Source organism: Pseudomonas tritici (genome assembly GCF_014268275.3).
Taxonomy (GTDB): domain Bacteria; phylum Pseudomonadota; class Gammaproteobacteria; order Pseudomonadales; family Pseudomonadaceae; genus Aquipseudomonas; species Aquipseudomonas tritici.
Genome location: NZ_CP077084.1, coordinates 536,659 through 555,629 on the forward strand (window position 1 = coordinate 536,659; position 18,971 = coordinate 555,629).

Below are 18,971 nucleotides of genomic sequence, written 5' to 3' on the forward strand. Positions count from 1 at the left end.
GACCTCAAGAGGATGACGGCGCGATCCTGAGGCTGTGTCGACATTGTGACAATAGAAATCCGACCAGTAACACGAGTTGTACACAATTCGCTAAGTTACTGTTTTAGCTGGGGAACTTAAGTCGAATTAGTGAGTCTTTAGCTACTTGGGAATGGCCGCTTTTATGCAAAAGCGGCCTTTTTTGTGCCCGGAATTCATGGTTGTAATGAGCGGGCATTACGCCGAGCGGGCCATGATCAAGCCATTGTCACTTGCCGATTCCAAGCGGATCGCCACGAACTTCGACGTCGGCGTATGGCTGCCATCCCCGGTGCTTTCCAGCGGCACCAGTGGATTAACTTCCGGGTAGTAAGCCGCAGCCTGGCCCGCCGGAATATCAAACGCCAGCAAGGTAAAGCCTTTCACGCGGCGTTCACGCCCATCTTCCCACAGCGATACGATGTCAGCCTTCTGCCCCGGCTTAAAGCCCAGGCGGATGATGTCGGCTTCGTTGACGAACAGCACGTCGCGCTGGCCTTTGACCCCACGGTAGCGATCGTCCAGGCCATAAATAGTGGTGTTGTACTGATCGTGGGAGCGCATCGACTGCATGATCAGGTCCGGTATCCGGCCGGTGGCGTGGGTGCGCTCGTGGATCAGGTCTTTGGGCAGGATGTTCGGGCGGAAGTTGGCGCGGCCCGACGGCGTGTTCCAGCGGCGCGCACCTGCGGAATTACCCAAGTAGAAACCGCCCGGATTTTTGATCTTCTCGTTGAAGTCCTTGAAGCCAGGAATGGTGTCGGCGATCAGGTCGCGGATACGCCCGTAGTCCGCCACAAGCCAATTCCAATCAACGGGTTTGCTACCCAGGGTGGCGGCCGCAATGCCCGCGAGGATTGCCGGCTCCGATTTCATCAGCTTCGACAGCGGCTGCAGTTGGCCGTTGGAGCCGTGCACCATGCTGAACGAGTCCTCTACCGTTACCGCTTGCGGGCCATCGGCCTGCATATCAATGTCGGTACGGCCCAAGCACGGCAGGATCAGTGCGTCTTTGCCGTGCATCAGATGGCTGCGGTTGAGCTTGGTGCTGATCTGTACGGTCAGGTCGCAATTGCGCAAGGCTTCGAAGGTGCGTGGGCTGTCCGGCGTAGCTTGGGCGAAGTTGCCGCCCAGGCCGATAAACACCTTGGAGCGGCCTTCGAGCATGGCGTGAATCGCCTCGACCACGTTGTGGCCGTTGTCACGCGGCACCTGGAACTGGAAACGTCGCTCCAGGGAATCGAGAAACGCCACCGGTGGGCGCTCGTTGATGCCCATGGTGCGGTCGCCTTGCACGTTACTGTGACCGCGCACCGGGCACAGGCCGGCGCCAGGGCGGCCAATGTTGCCGCGCAGCAGCATCAGGTTGGCGATTTCCTGGATGGTCGGCACCGAGTGGCGGTGCTGGGTGATGCCCATCGCCCAGCACATGATCACGTTCTTGCCTTTGGCGTACATGCGCGCCGCTTGCTCGATCTCGACCAGGGTCAGGCCGGACTGCTCGACGATTTCATCCCAAGAGGTGTCGTCGATCTTGCCCAGGTAATCCAGCACATTAGCGGTGTGTTCGTTGAGGAAGTCGTGGTCGAACACCGCTTCCTTGCCTTCGGCCTGGGCCTGGCGTTCCCGCAGCAGCAGGAACTTGGCCATGCCGCGCAGAATTGCCATGTCGCCACCCAGCGCCGGGCGGAAGTACGCGGTATTAGTCGGTTTGTCGCCGTTGGTGAGCATTTCCAGCGGGTGTTGCGGGTGTTGGAAGCGTTCCAGGCCGCGCTCTTTCAGCGGGTTGATGCACACCACTTGGGCGCCGCGTTTAACCGCTTCGCGCAGCGGCTCGAGCATGCGCGGGTGGTTGGTGCCGGGGTTCTGGCCCCAGACAAAAATCGCGTCGGCATGTTCGAAGTCATCAAAGGTCACGGTGCCTTTGCCCACGCCCACGCTCTGCGCCAGGGCCACGCCGCTGGCCTCGTGGCACATGTTCGAGCAATCCGGGAAATTGTTGGTGCCGTAGGCGCGTACAAACAACTGGTACAGGTACGCGGCTTCATTGCTGGCGCGGCCCGAGGTGTAAAACTCGGCCATGTCCGGGCTAGGCAGGGCGTTGAGGTGTTTGCCGACCAAGTCGAAGGCCGCTTCCCAACTGATGGGCAGGTAGCGGTCGGTTTCGGCGTCATAGCGCATCGGCTCGGTCAGGCGGCCCTGGTATTCCAGCCAATAGTCGCTCTGTTCAATCAAGGCACTGACGCTGTGCTTAGCGAAGAACGCTGCATCCACGCGACGTTTGGTGGCTTCCCAGTTCACCGCCTTGGCGCCGTTTTCGCAGAACTTGACCATGCCGCTTTCCGGCGAGTCGCCCCAGGCGCAGCCCGGGCAGTCGAAACCGCCGTTCTGGTTGGTCTTGAGCATCATGCGCAGGTTTTTCAGCGCGTTGTCGCTGGTCAGCCACGCCTGGGCCACGCTGATCAGTGCGCCCCAGCCGCCCGCCGGGCCTTTATAGGGCTTGTAGCGTGGGGTCGGGGTTTGGTCGGCTTGGTGATGATTGCTCATGGCTGGTACTCCATCGCAGGGCTGTAGACCCGCGGCGCGCTTTTCTGCGGCAGGTGGATGAGATTGAGGTTGTGTCGGCGCGCCCATTGCAGGGCCAGGCCGGTGGGTGAAGACAGGCTTACCAGGGTCTGGATGCCCGCGCGCAGGACTTTCTGTATCAATTCGAGGCTGCAACGGCTGGTGACAATCGCCAGGCCGCCGTCAGTCGGGATCTTTTGACGGATGAGTGCGCCAATCAACTTGTCCAGGGCGTTATGCCGGCCGATGTCTTCACGGCCCAGCAGCAATTCGCCCTGGCCGTTCATAAACACCGCCGCATGCACCGCGCCACTGTATTGGCCCAAGGGCTGGAACGCGCTGATGCGCTGGCGCAGGCCGTCGAGCCATTCGGCAGGCGGCAAGGGTGCGCCGGGCAGCACTTGCAGGTCTGGCAAGGCTTGCTCCACCGCTTCCACGCCGCACAGGCCACAGCCGCTGGTGCCGGCCAACTGGCGGCGCTGCTGCTTGAGGTTCCAGAAGGCACGGCTGGAGATCTGCACCTGAGCGTATTGGGCCGAGCCCGGACCGCTGAGTTTAAGATCATATATGTCGCTAACGTCGGCGATAATGCCGCTTCCGAGGCTGAAGCCGACGATGAAGTCTTCCAGGTCGGTGGGCGTTACCAGCATGACCGCCTGGCTGATGTCGTTATAGGCAATCGCCAACGCCACTTCTTCCGCCAATGCAGTACTGGCGACTTCTGTGTGTTCGAGGTTGCAAAACTGGTAGCTCTGGCTGGCGGAGGGCGCAGGCGCTTCAACAGCGGGCGCCGCGCAGACTGGACGCTTGGCGTTCATGGGGCAGTACCACCGACGGATTGATCAGTGCTCAGACTAGGCGCGACAAAGCGTCACGTCTAATTGCCAGTACTGATCCGCCGATAGATGACGTCGATCAAGATTCGATTTGCGATTTCTGATACAGCGCGAAACACGCCTCCGCCAACGCTGAACGCGGCGCGCTGCGGCGCATGATCAACCCCAGGCGGGCCAGTGTATGGGCGTCTTCGATCGGCTGCAGGCGCAGATGTTCGGTGAGCGCGTCCAAGCCCCCATCCAGCGGCATCACCGCACAGCAGAGGCCGCCATGCACAGCTTGTAACAACTGATGGACGGCATCGGTCTGCAGCAACGGCTGCGGGTTGAGCCCACGGCTGTGGAAGTTGTGGTCGATGGACTGGCGAAAGTGCATGCCACTGGTCAGCATGCCCAGGGGCAGTTCGATCAGCGCTTCCCAGCTCAACGGCGTATCTCCAAAGCTGAAGAAGCGCTGGTCGTAAAGCAGGCCCATACGGGTTTCGCCCAACGCCAGCGAGTCGAAGCGTTCGTTGTCCAGGCGTTCGAGGTAAGACACACCCAGGTCCAGCCGATTGCTCGCCAATTGTTCAAGGATCTGTTCAGAGCTGAGCGCCGACAGCTCGAAGCGCAGGCTCGGGTGTTCTTTATGCAGTTGCTGCATCAACGCCAAGGGATCGAAGCTCGACAACGGCACCACGCCCAGGCGCAACGTACCCACCAGGTTGCCGCGACAGGCTGCCGCTTCGGCCTGCAAGCCGTCATATGCCGCTAGCACCGTGCGAGCCCATGCCAACACCCGCTCACCGGGGGCGGTAAAACCTTCGAAGCGCTGGCCACGGTTGACCAGCGATAGATCAAGCTCTTCTTCCAGGTTGCGCAATCGCATCGACAGAGTCGGTTGGGTGATGTGGCAGCGCGCCGCCGCCTGGCCGAAGTGACGGGTTTCGTCGAGGGCGATGAGGAATTTCAGCTGTTTGATGTCCATCTTCGCTCCAGGGCTTATTCCAATGGCGGGGGGATTCTAGCGCGTTTGGGTCTTGGGTCGGGCTGGAACCCAAGTCCACAGGACTGGTCTAGTCTTGGGCATCTGGAAATCAAAAACCAAGGAGAGCGCACTATGAGCATTTTTAGCTTTATCAAGGAAGCTGGCGAAAAGATTGTCGACCTGTTGACGCCGGGCAATGCAAACGCCAGTGAGCAGTTGAAGGACCACGTGTCCAAAGTGGGTCTGGGTAATCCGAACGTGCAGACCACGGTAGATGGCGACAAGGTGACGGTGACCGGTGAAGTCGCCACCCAGGAAGAGAAAGAGAAGATTCTGCTGGCGCTGGGCAATATTGCCGGTGTGGCCAGTGTGGATGACCAGATCACTGTAACGGGGCCGGCTGTCGAGGCTGCCACTTTTGTAGTCGTGAAAAAGGGCGACACGCTGAGTGCTATTTCTCTCTCGGTGTACGGTAACGCCAATCTGTATAACAAGATTTTCGAGGCGAACAAGCCGCTGTTGTCCCATCCGGACAAGATCTATCCAGGCCAGACACTGCGTATTCCCAAGTAATACGAAGGCCTAAATGTGGGAGCGGGCTTGTGTGGGAGCCGGGCTTGCCCGCGATAGCATCGCCTCGGTTTGAGCTAAACACCGCGGTGCCTGCATCGCGGGCAAGCCCGGCTCCCACATGGATCTTCTCCCACTTGGGGGTCAGAGTCCGACAATGAGATCTCGGTAATCACCCACCGCTGCGAATTCAGCTGTGTCCTTGGGCCCCTTCTTACTGTCCGGCTCTTTCACTGCCAGCAAATGCCCCACGCCAAACGCCTGGGCGCTGCGCAGGATCGGCAACGTGTCGTCGATAAACAGGCTGCGGGCGGGGTCGAAGTTGATGTCGGCTTGCAGGGCATCCCAGAATTGCGGGTTTTCCTTGGCGAAACCGTAATCGTGGGAGCTGATCAACCGTTCGAAATACGGCGCCAGTTCAATGCGTTCCAGCTTCAATGACAGTGAATCACGATGCGCGTTGGTGATCAGGATCACACGCTTGCCGGCCCTTTTGATGGCCGCCAGGAACGTGTCGGCATCCGGGCGCAGGGCGATCAGGTGGGCGGTCTCCAGCTTGAGTTCGCGCACCGGGATCTTCAGCTCCGCGCTCCAGAAATCCAGGCAATACCATTGCAACTGTCCAGCGTTACGCTCGAACAGGGGCTGCAACTCCATCTCGGCCATGGCGCGGCTCACCCCGTGCAGCTCGGCGTACCGCTGGGGCAGGTGGTCCATCCAGAAATGGTTGTCGTAATGCAGGTCGAGCAGGGTGCCGTCCATGTCCAGCAGGACGGTGTCGATGGCGTGCCAGGGCAAAGCGGGCATGGGGCGTTCTCATGTAAGTAAAGATATCCGACACAGACAATCGGAAAAGCCACGGTATAGTAACCCGATCACGCCAAGGAGCCGTTTATGCGCCAGAAACCCACCGTCCTCGCCCGCGAAATAGTCGCCAGTAGCCGTTTGTTCCGCGTGGAGGAAATGCAATTGCGCTTTTCCAATGGCGTTGAACGGACCTACGAACGCCTTGTGGGCCGCGGTGCCGGCTACGGCGCGGTGATGATCGTGGCGATGATCGATGAGGATCATGCATTGCTGATTGAAGAATACTGCGGTGGCACCGACGAGTATGAGCTGTCCTTGCCCAAGGGCTTGATCGAACCCGGTGAAGATGTGCTGGCGGCAGCCGATCGCGAACTCAAGGAGGAAGCCGGCTACGGCGCGCGGCAGTTGGAACACATTACCGAGTTGTCATTGTCGCCCGGTTACATGAGTCAGAAAATCCAGGTGGTGCTGGCCACCGACCTCTACGAAGAACGCCTTGAAGGCGATGAACCTGAGCCGATGCGTGTGGACCGGGTGAACCTGCGCGAGCTGTCGATGCTTGCGCAAAACGAGCAATTCAGCGAAGGCCGCGCCCTGGCCGCGCTTTACCTGGTACGAGACCTGTTGACCCAGCGTGGAGCATTTACGGCATGAGCGAACTGTTTTTAGGCCACGCGTTTATTGCCCCAGTGATCGAACTGGCACGCCAGGCGGGTGAAGTGATAATGCCGTACTGGCGCGCCGATGTGGCGGTGACTTCCAAGGCCGACGATTCGCCGGTGACGGCGGCGGACCTGGCTGCGCATCATCTGATCCTGGCAGGCCTGACCGCGCTGGACCCGAGCATTCCGGTGCTGTCCGAGGAAGACGCCGACATCGACCAGAGCGTGCGTGCCGGCTGGGAGCGCTGGTGGTTGGTTGACCCGTTGGACGGCACCAAGGAGTTTATCGCCGGCACCGAAGAGTTCACCGTCAATATCGCCCTGATTGAACGAGGCCGCGTGGTGTTTGGCGTGGTGTCGATGCCCACCAACGGGCGTTGTTATTTCGGTGGCGCGGGCCTGGGCGCTTGGCGTTCGGACGTCAATGAAGCGCCCAAACAGATTCAGGTGCGCGCCGCGCCGGCGGCGGGTGAGTCATTTACTGTGGTCGCCAGCCGTCGCCATACAAGCCCTGAGCAGGAACGTTTGCTGGACGGTTTAAGCGAAGGCTTGGGTGAGCTGAAACTGGCGAATATCGGCAGTTCGTTGAAGTTTTGCCTGTTGGCCGAAGGCAGCGCCGACTGTTATCCGCGTTTGGCACCCACTTCACAGTGGGACACTGCGGCGGCTCAGGGCGTGCTGGAAGGGGCTGGGGGCGAGGTGTTGGAGTTGAACGGCGCGCCGTTCAGTTATCCGGCGCGGGCATCGTTGCTGAACCCGTTCTTTTTGGCGTTGCCGGCAAAGGCGGCCTGGCGTGAGCGGTTGCTGACCCTGGCCCGGTCCTAAGGCCACCATACATTCAATGTGGGGGCTGGCTTGCCTGCGATGGCGGTGGTTCAGTCACTGAAACGGTGACTGTCAGACCGCTATCGCAGGCAAGCCAGCTCCCACAGTTGGTTTTGCATGATTGCTTTTAGCGGTGCAGGACGTATTGACCGGTGAAAGCCACCGCTCTTTCCTCACTGCCTTCATTCACAATCCACGTCTCCAACGCCAACCGCGCACGGCCATGACGCTTATACGTCGCCACAAAGCGTTTCCACACCTTCTCCTCCGGCGCCGCGCAAACAGCCGTCGCATCCCGCGTGACCGGCAGCGGATAGCTGATCTGCCCCTCCTGAATCACGATATGCCCGTCTTCAATCCCTTCTTCACGCAGCTGCAAGTGCAGCCAACCCCAGCCCGCCAGGACTGCGCCGCAATACAGGCTGCCGCCGAACATGGTGCTCTTATGGTTGATATTGGCTTGCAAGGGCAGGTGCAATTCCAGCTGTCCGTGCTGCCAATCGAGCACCTTGAGACCCATTTCCCGGGTGAGGGGGATGTCGTGGTGAAGGATGGATTCCAGGTAACGGCTGTCGCGGCTCATGGGGGCCTCTTGGCGGGTGGGAGCGGTCATTCGTCGTCGCCACTTTGGTTGGCGAAGTTCAGGCCGTGCTTGCGCAGTTTGTCGTGCAAGGTTTTGCGCGGTACGCCCAAGGCTTCGGCCAGACTACGCATAGAGCTGTGCGGGCGGGTCAGTTCGGCGGCGATCAGGCTTTTTTCGAACTGCTCGACTTGCTCGCTGAGGCCGCCTGGCGTGGAGGTCAGGACACCGGCCGATGGATTGTCCGGTGTGTTATCCAGCGCCAGTTCCAGGCCCAGGGCGAAGCGTTCGGCAGCGTTTTGTAGCTCGCGCACGTTGCCCGGCCAGCTATGACGCAGCAGCAGCGCGCGCTGGCCCGGTTGCAGCTCGTGCAGCGGCAGGCCGTGGCGGCTGCTGGCTTCATCGGCAAAATGCTGGAACAGCATCAGCGCATCTTCACCGCGCTCACGCAGCGGTGGAATACGCAGCGGCGCGACGTTGAGGCGGTAATACAAGTCGGCACGGAAACGGCCCTGGTCGGCGGACTGGCGCAGGTCTTCCTTGGTCGCAGCGATGATGCGGATATCCAGCGGTATCAGCTGATTGCCGCCCAAGCGCTCGACGACGCGCTCCTGCAACAGGCGCAAGAGTTTGACCTGTACATCCAGGCTCATGCTCTCGATTTCATCAAGGAACAACGTGCCGCCATTGGCGAATTCGAACTTGCCGATGCGGCGTTTCTGCGCGCCGGTAAAGGCGCCGGGCTCATGGCCGAACAGTTCGCTTTCCACCACGGATTCGGCCAAAGCGCCTGCGTTGATCGCCACAAACGGACCGCTGCGGCGGCTCGACAGGTCATGCAGCGCGCGCGCCACCACTTCTTTGCCGGCGCCGGTTTCGCCGAGGATCAGCACATCGGCTCTGGTCCCCGCCAGTGCACCGATCTGTTCGCGCAGGCGCAGCATTTGTGGTGAGTGCCCCACCAGGCGTGTGCTCAATTGCTGGCGGTCGCTGAGGGCCAGGCGCAGGCTGCGGTTGTCCAGTACTAGGCGGCGCAAGGCCAGGGCACGGCGCACGCTGTCGAGCAGGGCATCGCTGGCGAAGGGTTTTTCCAAGAAGTCGTAAGCGCCGGCGCGCATGGCTTGCACCGCCAGCGGCACATCGCCGTGGCCGGTGATCAGCAGCACTGGCAGGTCCGGGTCCTGGCCGTGCAGTTCGGCGAGCAGCTCCAGGCCGTCCATGCCGGGCATGCGGATGTCGCTGACCACCACGCCCGGCCAATCCCGCGACAGGCGCGCGGTAAGGCCTGTGGCTTCGCCCAGGGTCAGGACTTTCAGCCCGGCCAGGTCCAGGGTCTGGCACAGGGCCTGACGCAGGTGTGGATCGTCGTCGATCAACACCACCTGAATCTGGTTATCGATACTCATACACTGCGGTCCTCGGACGGTTGCAGACTGACGCCCGGCGAGCCGGCACGCAATTTCAAGGTTAACAGCGCGCCGCCTTCCTTGTGGTTGGCAAACAGCAGTTCACCGCCAAAGGCGCGCATCAGGGTTTCACAGATCGCCAGCCCCAACCCCAGGCCCTGGGTGCGGGTCTTGGTGGTATAGAACGGCTCGCTGGCGCGGCCCAGGGCCTCCATGCAAAAGCCCGGTCCGTTGTCGCGAATGTAAAGGTTGACGCCCTGCACGGTGGTTTCGGCACTCAGCCAGAGTTTGCGCGGCGGACCTTTTTCGGTGAGGGCGTCGAGGGCGTTGGCCAGCAGGTTGCCGAGCACCTGGCGTAACCGGGTTTCGCCGGCCTGTACCCACAATGTTGCCTCCGGCAAATCGCGGATCAGCTCCACCTCCATCGACCGACGCCGCTTGGCCAGCAAGGCCAGCGCATCGTCCAGTGCCGGTTGCAGGGCTACGCTTTCGGGCGCATGCCGGTCGCGACGGGCAAAGGCGCGCAAGTGGGCAATGATCGAGGCCATGCGCCCGGTCAGTTCGCTGATCAGCTTGAGGTTGCCCCGCGCGTCGCTGGTGCGCTCGTGGTCGAGCAGGATTTCGGCGTTTTCCGCATAGCTGCGAATCGCTGCCAAAGGCTGGTTGAGTTCGTGGCTGATGCTCGCCGACATGGTGCCCAGCGCCGACAGTTTGCCGGCCTGTACCAGGTCGTCCTGGGCACGCACCAGCTCCTGCTGAGCGTGCTCGCGTTCCAGCACTTCCTGTTTCAGGCGCCGGTTGAGGCCTTCAAGGTCACTGGTCCGTTCGACCACTCGCGCTTCCAGCTCGCGCCGGGCCTTGGCTTCAAAGGCGATGCGTTCCAGGTAATGGCGGCGGCGTTGCATCATCAAGCCCAGTAACAGCATCAACACCAACAGCGTGGCGCCACCCACGGCAACGACCGTGCGTACCGGGCGGTTGATCAACGAACGTGGCGCGAGGATTTCCACGTTCCAGCCGGTCTCGGCGATGGCCGTAGATTGGCGAAGCCAGGCGGTGCTGCTCAGGCTCAGCGGCTGGGGATCGCGGGTGGGGTAGGGCTGGATGGCGATGATGGCCTGGCGCTCTTCAGCCGTCAGCGGCCGGGTGGCACGGAATCGCCACTGTGGCCGCGACGTGAGAATCACCACGCCGTTATGGTCGGTGACCAGCAGTTGTTCCGGGGTGTTGCCCCACAGGCTTTCGGTGTGGTCCAGGTCGACCTTGACCACCAGCACGCCGATGATTTTATCGCCATCGCGCACGGCGGCGGCGAAGAAATAGCCGCGCTTGGCCGACGTGGTGCCCAACCCGAAAAACCGCCCCAGGCGCCCGGCCATGGCTTCGCTGAAGTAGGGACGGAACGAGAAATTGCGCCCGACAAAGCTGTCTTGTTTATCCCAATTGGAGGCGGCGAGGGTCTTGCCGGAGGTGTCCATCAGGTACATCACCTCCACCCCGGCCTGGGCGGCGACGTCCTTGAGCAGCAGGTTGGCGTTGACCAGGTTGGTGCTGACCTGGGGCGCGCCAAGTGCCGTGCGCAAGGCCGGCAGGTCGCCAAGAATTTGTGGCAGTACTTCGTAGCGGTGCAGGGTGCCCAGCAGGTTGGCCACGTACAGGTCAAGGGTCTGGCGATTCTGGCCGGCCAGCTCACTGCGGTAATAACGCTCGGCCAGGTGCTCCAGCGGCCACAGCAGCGGTGCCAGGCACAACGCCAACAGGGCGAGGCTACGCCAGCGGGGTCTACGCGGGAGGGGTGGAGTCATGGGATTCGTGCGCCTGTGGGTACAGGCGCATTATGCCTAGTGCTGCCCTGCAAGACACTCGCGCAATGCGTCTTGCCACGGCGGTTGGCTGATGTGCCATTGCTGCTGCAGGCGACTGCAATCGAGACGCGAGTTCAATGGGCGCCTGGCTAGCGTCGGGTAGGCGCTGGCAGGGATCGGCTCCAGTTCAGCGCAGGCGTTGCCTTGCGTGCGCAGATGCTCGCCAATCGCCTCGGCAAACCCGAACCACGACGTTTCGCCTCTGGCGGTCAAGTGATAGACACCCCATTCCCCCGGCTCGCCCGCCTGCCAGCGCTCGATCAACCCACGCGTGCTGTGGGCGATGCTGCCGGCCCAGGTTGGCGCGCCGATTTGGTCGGCGACGATGCGCATCTGCGGCTTTTCCTTTAACAGGCGCTGCATGGTCAGCAGGAAGTTCTTGCCGTGGCTGGAGTAGACCCAGCTGGTGCGCAGGATCAAGTATTTGCCGCCAACGGCCGTAATCGCCTGCTCGCCCGCCAGTTTGCTCTGGCCATAGACGCCCAGCGGGTTCGGCGTGTCGGCTTCGGTGTAGGGGTCGGATTTGCTGCCGTCGAACACGTAGTCGGTGGAGTAGTGGATCAACGGGATGCCCAGGGCTTTGGCTTCCTCCGCGAGAACGCCGGGGGCGATGGCGTTGATCGCGAACGCTACGTCCGGCTCGCTTTCAGCTTGATCGACAGCCGTATGGGCCGCGGCGTTGATGATCAAGTCAGGGCGATGGGCGCGGACTTGCTGGCGGATCTGGTCGGGGTTGGCCAGGTCGAGTTGGTCGCGGCCGAGAACGATGAGATCGCCGAGGTCCTGGAGCCGAAGTTGCAGTTCGCGGGAGACTTGGCCGTGTTGGCCGGTGATCAGGATCTTTAGAGCGGAGGTCATGCGAACAGGTCCGCATCTCTCAGGCTTTTGCCGTTTTGATCCTTGACGGACAAGATCGGCGGGCCGTTGAGTTGCCAATCAATGTTGAGATCAGCATCGTCCCAGCGAATGCATCGCTCTGAAGAGGGGGTATAGTAATCAGTCGTCTTGTAGAGGAATTCAGCGTAATCGCTGAGCACTACAAAACCATGAGCAAATCCCGGTGGAATCCATAGCTGGCGGCTATTATTGGCCGACAACCGCACGCCTGCCCATTTGCCAAAAGCTGGTGAGCTTTGACGTATGTCCACCGCCACGTCCAACACTTCACCTGCGGTCACGCGCACCAATTTGCCTTGGGGATGCTCCACTTGGTAATGGAGTCCGCGCAGGACTCCTTGCTGCGAGCGTGAGTGGTTGTCCTGCACGAACTGCTGTTGTAACCCGGTAGCTTTCGCGAAGTCCCGGGCATTGAAACTTTCATAGAAAAAACCGCGTTCATCGCCAAATACCTTCGGCTCGATGATTAATACACCGGGCAACTCAGTGGCGGATACATTCATATGGATTATCCCCTGCAAGGGTGAGCAAGTATTTACCATAGCCGGTCTTGCCAAAATATTTGGCCCGCTCCAGCAAATACTCACGATTAATCCAGCGATTCTGATAAGCGATTTCTTCCAGGCATGCCACTTTCAGGCCCTGACGATGTTCAATCGTCTGTACATAAAGTGAGGCCTCTAGAAGGCTGTCGTGAGTTCCTGTATCGAGCCAGGCGAAGCCTCGGCCGAATCGTTCCACATGAAGGTCGCCGCGCTTGAGGTAGGCGTTATTAACATCCGTAATCTCAAGCTCACCCCGGTGTGAGGGTTTGACCGCTTTGGCGATTTCGATCACGTCGTTGTCGTAGAAGTAAAGACCGGTCACGGCATAGGGTGACTTTGGCTTGAGAGGCTTTTCTTCGATGGAGAGGGCCCGGCCTTCCTTGTCGAAATCAATCACGCCAAAACGCTCCGGGTCCTTGACCCAGTAACCGAATACCGTGGCACCGGAGGGCCTTTTAGCTGCTGCACGTAGTTGGTCGCCGAAATACGAACCATGGAAAATGTTGTCGCCCAAGATCAGGCAAACCGGATCATCCCCGATGAACTCTTCGCCAATAATAAAGGCCTGCGCCAGGCCATCGGGAGATGGCTGTTCTGCATAGCTGAACCGTACGCCAAACTGACTGCCATCCCCGAGCAGATTGCGGTACTGCGGCAAATCCGCCGGGGTGGAAATCACCAGGATGTCCTTGATTCCCGCCAGCATCAGCACCGAGATCGGGTAATAGATCATCGGTTTGTCATACACCGGCAGCAGTTGTTTGGACACGCCCAAGGTAATGGGGTGCAAACGGGTACCTGAGCCCCCCGCCAATACGATTCCCTTCATCATGCAATCAGATCCTTCATGTCGGTATTGCCCAATCGTTCACCCTGATAACTGCCGTCTTGGACCCTGCGGCACCACTCCAGATTTTCGAGGTACCACTGCACAGTCTTACGCAAGCCGCTCTCAAAGGTTTCCTCAGGAACCCAGCCTAGCTCACGTTCGATCTTGCTGGCGTCAATTGCGTAACGCTGATCGTGACCCGGTCGATCCTTCACGAAGGTGATCAGGTCGGTAAATTTCCCTACACCTGTCGGGCGTTGCCGTGCCAGCTCTTCCAGCAGGTCGCAGATACCACGCACCACATCAATGTTCTTCTGCTCGTTATGGCCGCCGATATTGTAGGTCTCGCCTACCATGCCCTCTGTCACCACTTTGAGCAGGGCGCGGGCGTGGTCTTCGACGAACAGCCAGTCGCGTACCTGTAAACCATTACCATAGACCGGTAGCGGCTTGCCCGCGAGTGCATTCAGTATCACCAGTGGAATCAGCTTCTCGGGGAAGTGGAATGGCCCGTAGTTGTTTGAACAGTTGGTCAGCAATACTGGCAGGCCGTAGGTGCGCTGCCATGCGCGCACCAAGTGGTCGGACGCAGCTTTGCTGGCCGAATAGGGTGAGCTGGGCGCGTACGGCGTAGTCTCGGTGAACAGATCGTCTACGCCATGCAAGTCGCCATACACTTCGTCAGTAGATATGTGATGGAAGCGGAAGGCGCCCTTGGCGGGTTCTGCCAACGTGTGCCAATAAGCACGAGCAGCTTCCAACAGGCTGTAGGTGCCGACGATATTGGTCTGGATAAAGTCCGAGGGCCCGTCAATCGAACGGTCAACATGGGATTCGGCCGCCAGGTGCATGATAGCTTGGGGCTCGAAACGCGTCAGTACGGCGCTGACGGTGGCCTGGTCGATAATGTCGGCCTGAACAAACTCATAACGGCTATTGCCCGCGATGCTGCTCAGCGATTCCAGGTTGCCTGCATAAGTGAGCTTGTCCAGATTGAGCACTTCGTGCTCGGTGTGTTGAATCAGGTGGCGAATCAGGGCGGAGCCGATAAAACCAGCACCACCGGTGATGAGAATGCGCATGTCGGAGGGCCTTTTCCTTAGACAGACAGTAAACGAATGGAGCATAGCTTGAGTTGTGCGGTGGGGTGGTGCAAGCGCGGCATGCTTCGGGGGTTGCCTAACCCCCCTGAAAAATGGCGATATACACCCCTAAAAAACCGAGGCTACCCTCCATGTTGCTCGCCACCCTGATCCATCGCGCCAGTCTACCCTGTCCGCAAGTTGGCCCCGATCAGGCTGCTCGGCTGCTCGAGGAGCATTACGGCCTGATGGGCACGCTGCACTCGTTGGGGAGCCAGCAGGACCTCAACTACAGAGTCGACAGCCCCCGCGGCCGGTTTGTTCTGAAAATCTGCCGCGGTGACTACGCTGCCGTTGAGCTGCAGGCCCAGCACGCGGCGCTCAATGCCCTGCAGGCCCAAGCCGATGTGCACGTGCCCAAGGTCATCAAGGCCGTGAGCGGTGAAGAGTTGCTGACCCTGACCCTCGACAGCCAAACCCTGCACGTGCGGGTGCTGGACTATATCGATGGCCAGCTGTTGACCCATCAGCCTCATCTGGGCCGCGAGGTAATTGCAGGTTTTGGTGATCTGTGTGGGCGGATGAGCCAAGCGCTGGCGCCGTTCGAACACCCGGGCCTGGAGCGCACGCTGCAATGGGACCCGCGCCATGCCCGGGAGCTGATCACCCATCTGCTGGCAACCCTGGAAAACCTGCCCCACCGCGAAGCACTGGAGCACGTGATCGGGCAGGTCGAAGACCACCTCCGTCCCTTGGCTGATCATCTACCGTGGCAAGCAGTGCACATGGACATCACCGATGACAACGTGGTGTGGCAGCGTGATGCGCAACGTCACTGGCAACTTCAGGGCGTGATCGATTTCGGCGATCTGGTGCACACCTGGCGCATCGCCGATCTGTCAGTGACCTGCGCCGCGTTGCTGCACCATGCCGAAGGTGATCCCTTTGCCATCTTGCCGGCGATACAGGCCTGTCATGCGGTGACACCGTTGCAACACGAAGAATTGCAGGCGCTGTGGTCGCTGATCGTTGCACGGGCGGCGGTGCTGGTGTTGAGCAGCGAGCAGCAGCAACGCCTGGATCCGGATAACAGCTACCTTCTGAAAAACGCCGCACATGAGTGGGAAATTTTCCACGTGGCGACGTCAGTGCCGTTTGAGTTGATGGAGGCGGCGATCCTGGGCTGTGTCGGGCAGGCGTTGGCACCGATTGCCGGCCAAGGCTTCGCGCCCTTGCTACCGGGCCTGGTGGGACGTGAGTTTGCGTTGATCGACCTGGGCGTGCTCAGCCCGCATTTCGAGGCAGGCAACTGGGAGCAGGCGGGTATCGATCAGCGCTTGTTGCAGGATGCAGCTGCCGTGCACGGCCTGGCGGCCAGTCGCTACGGGCAGTACCGCTTGTCGCGTACGCAGCCCGACAGTGCTTATGAACCTGAGACGTTCGCGCTGCACGTCGAGCTGCACGTGCCCCGGGGCACCTCCATCGAGGCTCCGTTTGCGGGCATCGTCCGCCCCGGCGTGAATGGCGAACTGCGTGTGCACAGCAGCGAAGCCAATGTGCGGTTGTGGGGTGCCAAAGCGCTGTTGCAGCCTGGCGCCGCTGTACTCAAGGGGCAGGTGATCGGTGAGGTCGAAGGCCCGCTGACCGTGCAACTGTGCCGTACTGGCTTGCCGGCGCCGCTGTTCTGCACGCCGTCCCGGGCGCAGGCGTGGCAGGCGCTGTGTCCCTCGCCGGCGGCGCTGCTGGGCCTGGCTTGCGACGCAGAGCCCGAGTTGGACTCCGAGGCCTTGCTCGCTCGCCGCGACGCCAGTTTCGCCCGTTCGCAAAAGCACTATTACGTCGACCCGCCGCGCATCGAACGCGGCTGGCGCAACCACCTGATCGACATGCAGGGCCGTTCGTACCTCGACATGCTCAACAACGTGGCAGTGCTGGGCCATGGCCACCCGCGCATGGCGGCGGTGGCGGCGCGCCAGTGGTCGCTGCTCAATACCAACTCACGTTTTCACTATGCGGCGATTGCAGAGTTCTCCGAGCGCTTGCTGGCGCTGGCGCCGGAAGGCATGGACCGCGTGTTCCTGGTCAACAGCGGCACCGAGGCCAATGACCTGGCGATCCGCCTCGCCTGGGCCTACAGTGGTGGCCGCGACATGCTCAGCGTGCTCGAGGCGTACCACGGCTGGTCGGTGGCGGCAGATGCGGTGTCCACCTCGATTGCCGACAACCCCCAGGCGCTGAGCAGTCGCCCGGACTGGGTGCACCCGGTGACCGCGCCCAATACTTATCGAGGTGAGTTCCGCGGGCAGGACAGTGCGCCTGATTACGTACGAAGCGTGGAACACAACCTGGCGAAAATCGCCGCGAGCAAACGCCAACTGGCAGGGTTCATCTGCGAGCCGGTGTACGGCAATGCCGGCGGCATCTCCCTGCCGCCGGGCTATTTGCAGCAGGTGTATGCACTTATCCGCGCCAGGGGCGGCGTGTGCATCGCCGATGAAGTGCAAGTGGGTTACGGCCGTATGGGGCATTTCTTCTGGGGGTTTGAAGAGCAGGGCGTAGTGCCCGATATCATCACCATGGCCAAGGGAATGGGCAACGGCCAGCCGTTGGGGGCGGTGATCACCCGTCGCGAAATCGCCGAGGCGCTGGAGGCTGAGGGGTACTTCTTCTCATCGTCGGGGGGTAGCCCGGTCAGTTGCCGGATCGGCATGGCCGTCTTGGATGTGATGGAGGAAGAAAAGCTGTGGGAAAACGCCCAAGTGGTTGGTGGGCATTTCAAGGCGCGGCTGGAAGAATTGATCGATCGTCATCCATTAGTGGGGGCTGTCCACGGCTCCGGGTTTTATCTCGGCCTGGAATTGGTGCGCGACCGGCACACCCTGGAGCCGGCCACTGAGGAGACCGCCTTGCTATGCGACCGCCTGCGGGAGCTGGGGATCTTTATGCAACCCACGGGGGATTATTTGAACATCCTCAAGATCAAGCCGCCGATGGTCACGTCCAAACGCAGCGTGGATTTCTTTGTCGACATGCTGTCGAAGGTGCTGGACGAACACGCGTAATAATCGATTGTTATCGGTTATTTTCTGTCATCTTCATCTGCTATGAACTTATGTTGCTTTTAAAGCCGATTTATATCCGTTATAAAGTCGGCCTTTACCCCCATTCGGAGTCCTGATCGCCATGACCACCCTGCACAGCACCCCTCGCGCCGATGGCTTCCACATGCCTGCCGAATGGGCGCCACAGACTCAAACCTGGATGATCTGGCCAGAGCGCCCGGACAACTGGCGCCTGGGCGGCAAGCCAGCGCAGGCCGCTCACGTGGCGGTGGCCAAGGCCATCGCACGTTTTGAGCCGGTGACCGTAGCGGTTTCCGCCGGCCAGTACGAAAATGCTCGCGCGCGCCTGGATGTGCCGAATATCCGGGTGCTGGAGATGTCCAGCGATGACGCCTGGGTGCGCGACACCGGGCCGACCTTCGTGATCAACAACAGCGGCGAAGTGCGCGGTGTGAACTGGGACTTCAACGCCTGGGGCGGTTTTGATGGCGGCCTGTATTCGCCGTGGAACCGCGATTCGCAGGTCGGCGGCAAGATCCTCGAGATCGAACGGGCCCCGCGCTATCGCACCGAAGGCTTTGTGCTGGAGGGCGGTTCGATCCATGTTGACGGCGAAGGCACCCTGATCACTACCGAAGAATGCCTGCTCAACCGCAATCGCAACCCGCACTTGGGCCGTGCCGAGATTGAAGCGGTGCTGAGTGCCAACCTGGCTGTGGATAAAATTATCTGGTTGCCAGACGGCCTGTTCAACGACGAAACCGACGGCCATGTGGATAACTTCTGCTGCTACGTGCGCCCGGGCGAAGTGCTGCTGGCCTGGACCGATGACCCGCAAGACCCGAACTACGCACGCTGCCATGCCGCCATGGACGTGCTGCAAAGCAGCACCGATGCCCAGGGTCGCTCGTTCACAGTGCATAAAATGCCGATCCCTGGACCGCTTTACGCGACCGAGGAAGAATGCGCCGGTGTTGATCCGGTTGACGGGACCCAGGAGCGTAATCCGACCGTGCGGTTGGCCGGTTCCTACGTCAACTTCCTGATCGTCAATGGCGGCATCATTGCGCCGAGCTTCGATGACCCGCTGGACAGCGTGGCCAAGACAATCCTGCAGGACCTGTTCCCGCAGCACGAAGTGGTGATGGTGCCGGGCCGCGAACTGTTACTGGGTGGCGGTAATATCCATTGCCTGACCCAACAACAGCCAGCCCCGCACAAAAATTGAGTGCACTTGTAACAGTGTCTTGGCGCTAGCCGGGTGCTTCCCGGTTTCAGCGCTAACAGCAAGCCCGCGGCCCCGCAAGGTCGCGGGCTTTTTTGTATCGGCATACCTATAAACACGAAACATTGGCATAGGTCTTGTATCGCTGTTGTCACAGTGGCCCAAGGTGATGACTGCGCAGTTCTGTCATAAACCTTGAGTAAGTTAGCCGCTCACGCAGTAGGAGAGAG

Annotated in this window: 16 protein-coding genes; 5 read left to right on the top strand and 11 right to left on the bottom strand. The window is 60.7% G+C overall.

What is annotated here, in order from left to right; translation table 11 throughout:
• Nucleotides 1-216: 216 nt before the first annotated feature.
• The 3 genes from HU722_RS02320 to HU722_RS02330 form a co-directional block, all read right to left on the bottom strand.
• The gene (locus tag HU722_RS02320; protein ID WP_065890239.1) at nt 217-2,565 is read right to left on the bottom strand and encodes an FdhF/YdeP family oxidoreductase; all 2,349 of its coding nucleotides are present in this window, start codon (nt 2,563-2,565) and stop codon (nt 217-219) included.
• Complete coding sequence (gene fdhD / locus HU722_RS02325) at nt 2,562-3,401, bottom strand: formate dehydrogenase accessory sulfurtransferase FdhD (RefSeq protein ID WP_065890241.1); 840 nt, start codon at nt 3,399-3,401, stop codon at nt 2,562-2,564. Before fdhD ends, HU722_RS02320 begins: the two co-directional genes overlap by 4 nt.
• 97 nt (nt 3,402-3,498) lie before the next feature.
• The gene (locus tag HU722_RS02330; protein WP_049710572.1) at nt 3,499-4,386 is read right to left on the bottom strand and encodes a LysR family transcriptional regulator; all 888 of its coding nucleotides are present in this window, start codon (nt 4,384-4,386) and stop codon (nt 3,499-3,501) included.
• Between the two features lie 132 nt (nt 4,387-4,518).
• Here HU722_RS02330 and lysM point away from each other — a divergent pair, with 132 nt between their 5' ends.
• Entirely contained in the window at nt 4,519-4,959 is a 441-nt protein-coding gene (lysM, locus tag HU722_RS02335; RefSeq protein WP_010214059.1) for a peptidoglycan-binding protein LysM, read from the top strand.
• Between the two features lie 141 nt (nt 4,960-5,100).
• On the opposite strand, the gene yrfG is transcribed toward lysM, so the two are convergent.
• Nucleotides 5,101-5,763: a GMP/IMP nucleotidase gene (yrfG, locus tag HU722_RS02340; protein ID WP_065879768.1), complete on the bottom strand. Its 663-nt coding sequence runs from the start codon at nt 5,761-5,763 to the stop codon at nt 5,101-5,103.
• A gap of 87 nt (nt 5,764-5,850) precedes the next feature.
• Here yrfG and nudE point away from each other — a divergent pair, with 87 nt between their 5' ends.
• Both nudE and cysQ read left to right on the top strand, forming a co-directional pair.
• The gene (gene nudE / locus HU722_RS02345) at nt 5,851-6,417 is read left to right on the top strand and encodes an ADP compounds hydrolase NudE (RefSeq protein ID WP_065890243.1); all 567 of its coding nucleotides are present in this window, start codon (nt 5,851-5,853) and stop codon (nt 6,415-6,417) included.
• Nucleotides 6,414-7,250 carry a 3'(2'),5'-bisphosphate nucleotidase CysQ gene (gene cysQ / locus HU722_RS02350; protein WP_065890245.1) on the top strand — a complete coding sequence of 279 codons (837 nt, stop codon included), beginning with the start codon at nt 6,414-6,416 and terminating at the stop codon, nt 7,248-7,250. The genes nudE and cysQ overlap by 4 nt, the downstream gene beginning before the upstream one ends.
• Nucleotides 7,251-7,377: 127 nt before the next feature.
• Here cysQ and HU722_RS02355 read toward each other — a convergent pair whose 3' ends face one another.
• From HU722_RS02355 to rfbB, 7 genes are read right to left on the bottom strand one after another with little or no spacing between them, the layout of a single operon-like run.
• A complete protein-coding gene (locus tag HU722_RS02355; protein ID WP_065875819.1) occupies nt 7,378-7,833 on the bottom strand; it encodes a thioesterase domain-containing protein in 456 nt (151 codons plus the stop codon).
• 26 nt (nt 7,834-7,859) lie between these two features.
• Complete coding sequence (locus HU722_RS02360) at nt 7,860-9,236, bottom strand: sigma-54-dependent transcriptional regulator (RefSeq protein ID WP_065875817.1); 1,377 nt, start codon at nt 9,234-9,236, stop codon at nt 7,860-7,862.
• Nucleotides 9,233-11,041: a sensor histidine kinase gene (locus HU722_RS02365; protein ID WP_065875815.1), complete on the bottom strand. Its 1,809-nt coding sequence runs from the start codon at nt 11,039-11,041 to the stop codon at nt 9,233-9,235. The genes HU722_RS02360 and HU722_RS02365 overlap by 4 nt, the downstream gene beginning before the upstream one ends.
• Nucleotides 11,042-11,077: 36 nt before the next feature.
• The gene (gene rfbD / locus HU722_RS02370) at nt 11,078-11,959 is read right to left on the bottom strand and encodes a dTDP-4-dehydrorhamnose reductase (protein ID WP_065890249.1); all 882 of its coding nucleotides are present in this window, start codon (nt 11,957-11,959) and stop codon (nt 11,078-11,080) included.
• Nucleotides 11,956-12,501 carry a dTDP-4-dehydrorhamnose 3,5-epimerase gene (gene rfbC / locus HU722_RS02375; protein ID WP_065875813.1) on the bottom strand — a complete coding sequence of 182 codons (546 nt, stop codon included), beginning with the start codon at nt 12,499-12,501 and terminating at the stop codon, nt 11,956-11,958. Before rfbC ends, rfbD begins: the two co-directional genes overlap by 4 nt.
• Nucleotides 12,482-13,375: a glucose-1-phosphate thymidylyltransferase RfbA gene (gene rfbA, locus HU722_RS02380; protein ID WP_065875811.1), complete on the bottom strand. Its 894-nt coding sequence runs from the start codon at nt 13,373-13,375 to the stop codon at nt 12,482-12,484. Before rfbA ends, rfbC begins: the two co-directional genes overlap by 20 nt.
• On the bottom strand, nt 13,372-14,454 hold the full coding sequence (rfbB, locus tag HU722_RS02385) for a dTDP-glucose 4,6-dehydratase (RefSeq protein WP_065890253.1): 1,083 nt from the start codon (nt 14,452-14,454) through the stop codon (nt 13,372-13,374). Before rfbB ends, rfbA begins: the two co-directional genes overlap by 4 nt.
• Nucleotides 14,455-14,606: 152 nt before the next feature.
• On the opposite strand from rfbB, the gene HU722_RS02390 reads away from it, so the two are divergent.
• Together HU722_RS02390 and aguA are read left to right on the top strand one after the other, a co-directional pair.
• A complete protein-coding gene (locus HU722_RS02390) occupies nt 14,607-17,516 on the top strand; it encodes an aminotransferase (RefSeq protein WP_065875809.1) in 2,910 nt (969 codons plus the stop codon).
• A gap of 121 nt (nt 17,517-17,637) precedes the next feature.
• Nucleotides 17,638-18,744 carry an agmatine deiminase gene (gene aguA, locus HU722_RS02395; protein WP_065875807.1) on the top strand — a complete coding sequence of 369 codons (1,107 nt, stop codon included), beginning with the start codon at nt 17,638-17,640 and terminating at the stop codon, nt 18,742-18,744.
• Nucleotides 18,745-18,971: the final 227 nt, after the last annotated feature.

Coding starts and splice junctions, on each gene's coding strand:
- HU722_RS02390 (WP_065875809.1), top strand. CDS start 14,607: ATGTTGCTCGCCACCCTGATCCATCGCGCCAGTCTACCCTGTCCGCAA.
- cysQ (WP_065890245.1), top strand. CDS start 6,414: ATGAGCGAACTGTTTTTAGGCCACGCGTTTATTGCCCCAGTGATCGAA.
- nudE (WP_065890243.1), top strand. CDS start 5,851: ATGCGCCAGAAACCCACCGTCCTCGCCCGCGAAATAGTCGCCAGTAGC.
- HU722_RS02355 (WP_065875819.1), bottom strand. CDS start 7,833: ATGAGCCGCGACAGCCGTTACCTGGAATCCATCCTTCACCACGACATC.
- rfbD (WP_065890249.1), bottom strand. CDS start 11,959: ATGACCTCCGCTCTAAAGATCCTGATCACCGGCCAACACGGCCAAGTC.
- HU722_RS02360 (WP_065875817.1), bottom strand. CDS start 9,236: ATGAGTATCGATAACCAGATTCAGGTGGTGTTGATCGACGACGATCCA.
- yrfG (WP_065879768.1), bottom strand. CDS start 5,763: ATGCCCGCTTTGCCCTGGCACGCCATCGACACCGTCCTGCTGGACATG.
- HU722_RS02320 (WP_065890239.1), bottom strand. CDS start 2,565: ATGAGCAATCATCACCAAGCCGACCAAACCCCGACCCCACGCTACAAG.
- rfbC (WP_065875813.1), bottom strand. CDS start 12,501: ATGAATGTATCCGCCACTGAGTTGCCCGGTGTATTAATCATCGAGCCG.
- rfbB (WP_065890253.1), bottom strand. CDS start 14,454: ATGCGCATTCTCATCACCGGTGGTGCTGGTTTTATCGGCTCCGCCCTG.
- HU722_RS02365 (WP_065875815.1), bottom strand. CDS start 11,041: ATGACTCCACCCCTCCCGCGTAGACCCCGCTGGCGTAGCCTCGCCCTG.
- lysM (WP_010214059.1), top strand. CDS start 4,519: ATGAGCATTTTTAGCTTTATCAAGGAAGCTGGCGAAAAGATTGTCGAC.
- fdhD (WP_065890241.1), bottom strand. CDS start 3,401: ATGAACGCCAAGCGTCCAGTCTGCGCGGCGCCCGCTGTTGAAGCGCCT.
- aguA (WP_065875807.1), top strand. CDS start 17,638: ATGACCACCCTGCACAGCACCCCTCGCGCCGATGGCTTCCACATGCCT.
- HU722_RS02330 (WP_049710572.1), bottom strand. CDS start 4,386: ATGGACATCAAACAGCTGAAATTCCTCATCGCCCTCGACGAAACCCGT.
- rfbA (WP_065875811.1), bottom strand. CDS start 13,375: ATGATGAAGGGAATCGTATTGGCGGGGGGCTCAGGTACCCGTTTGCAC.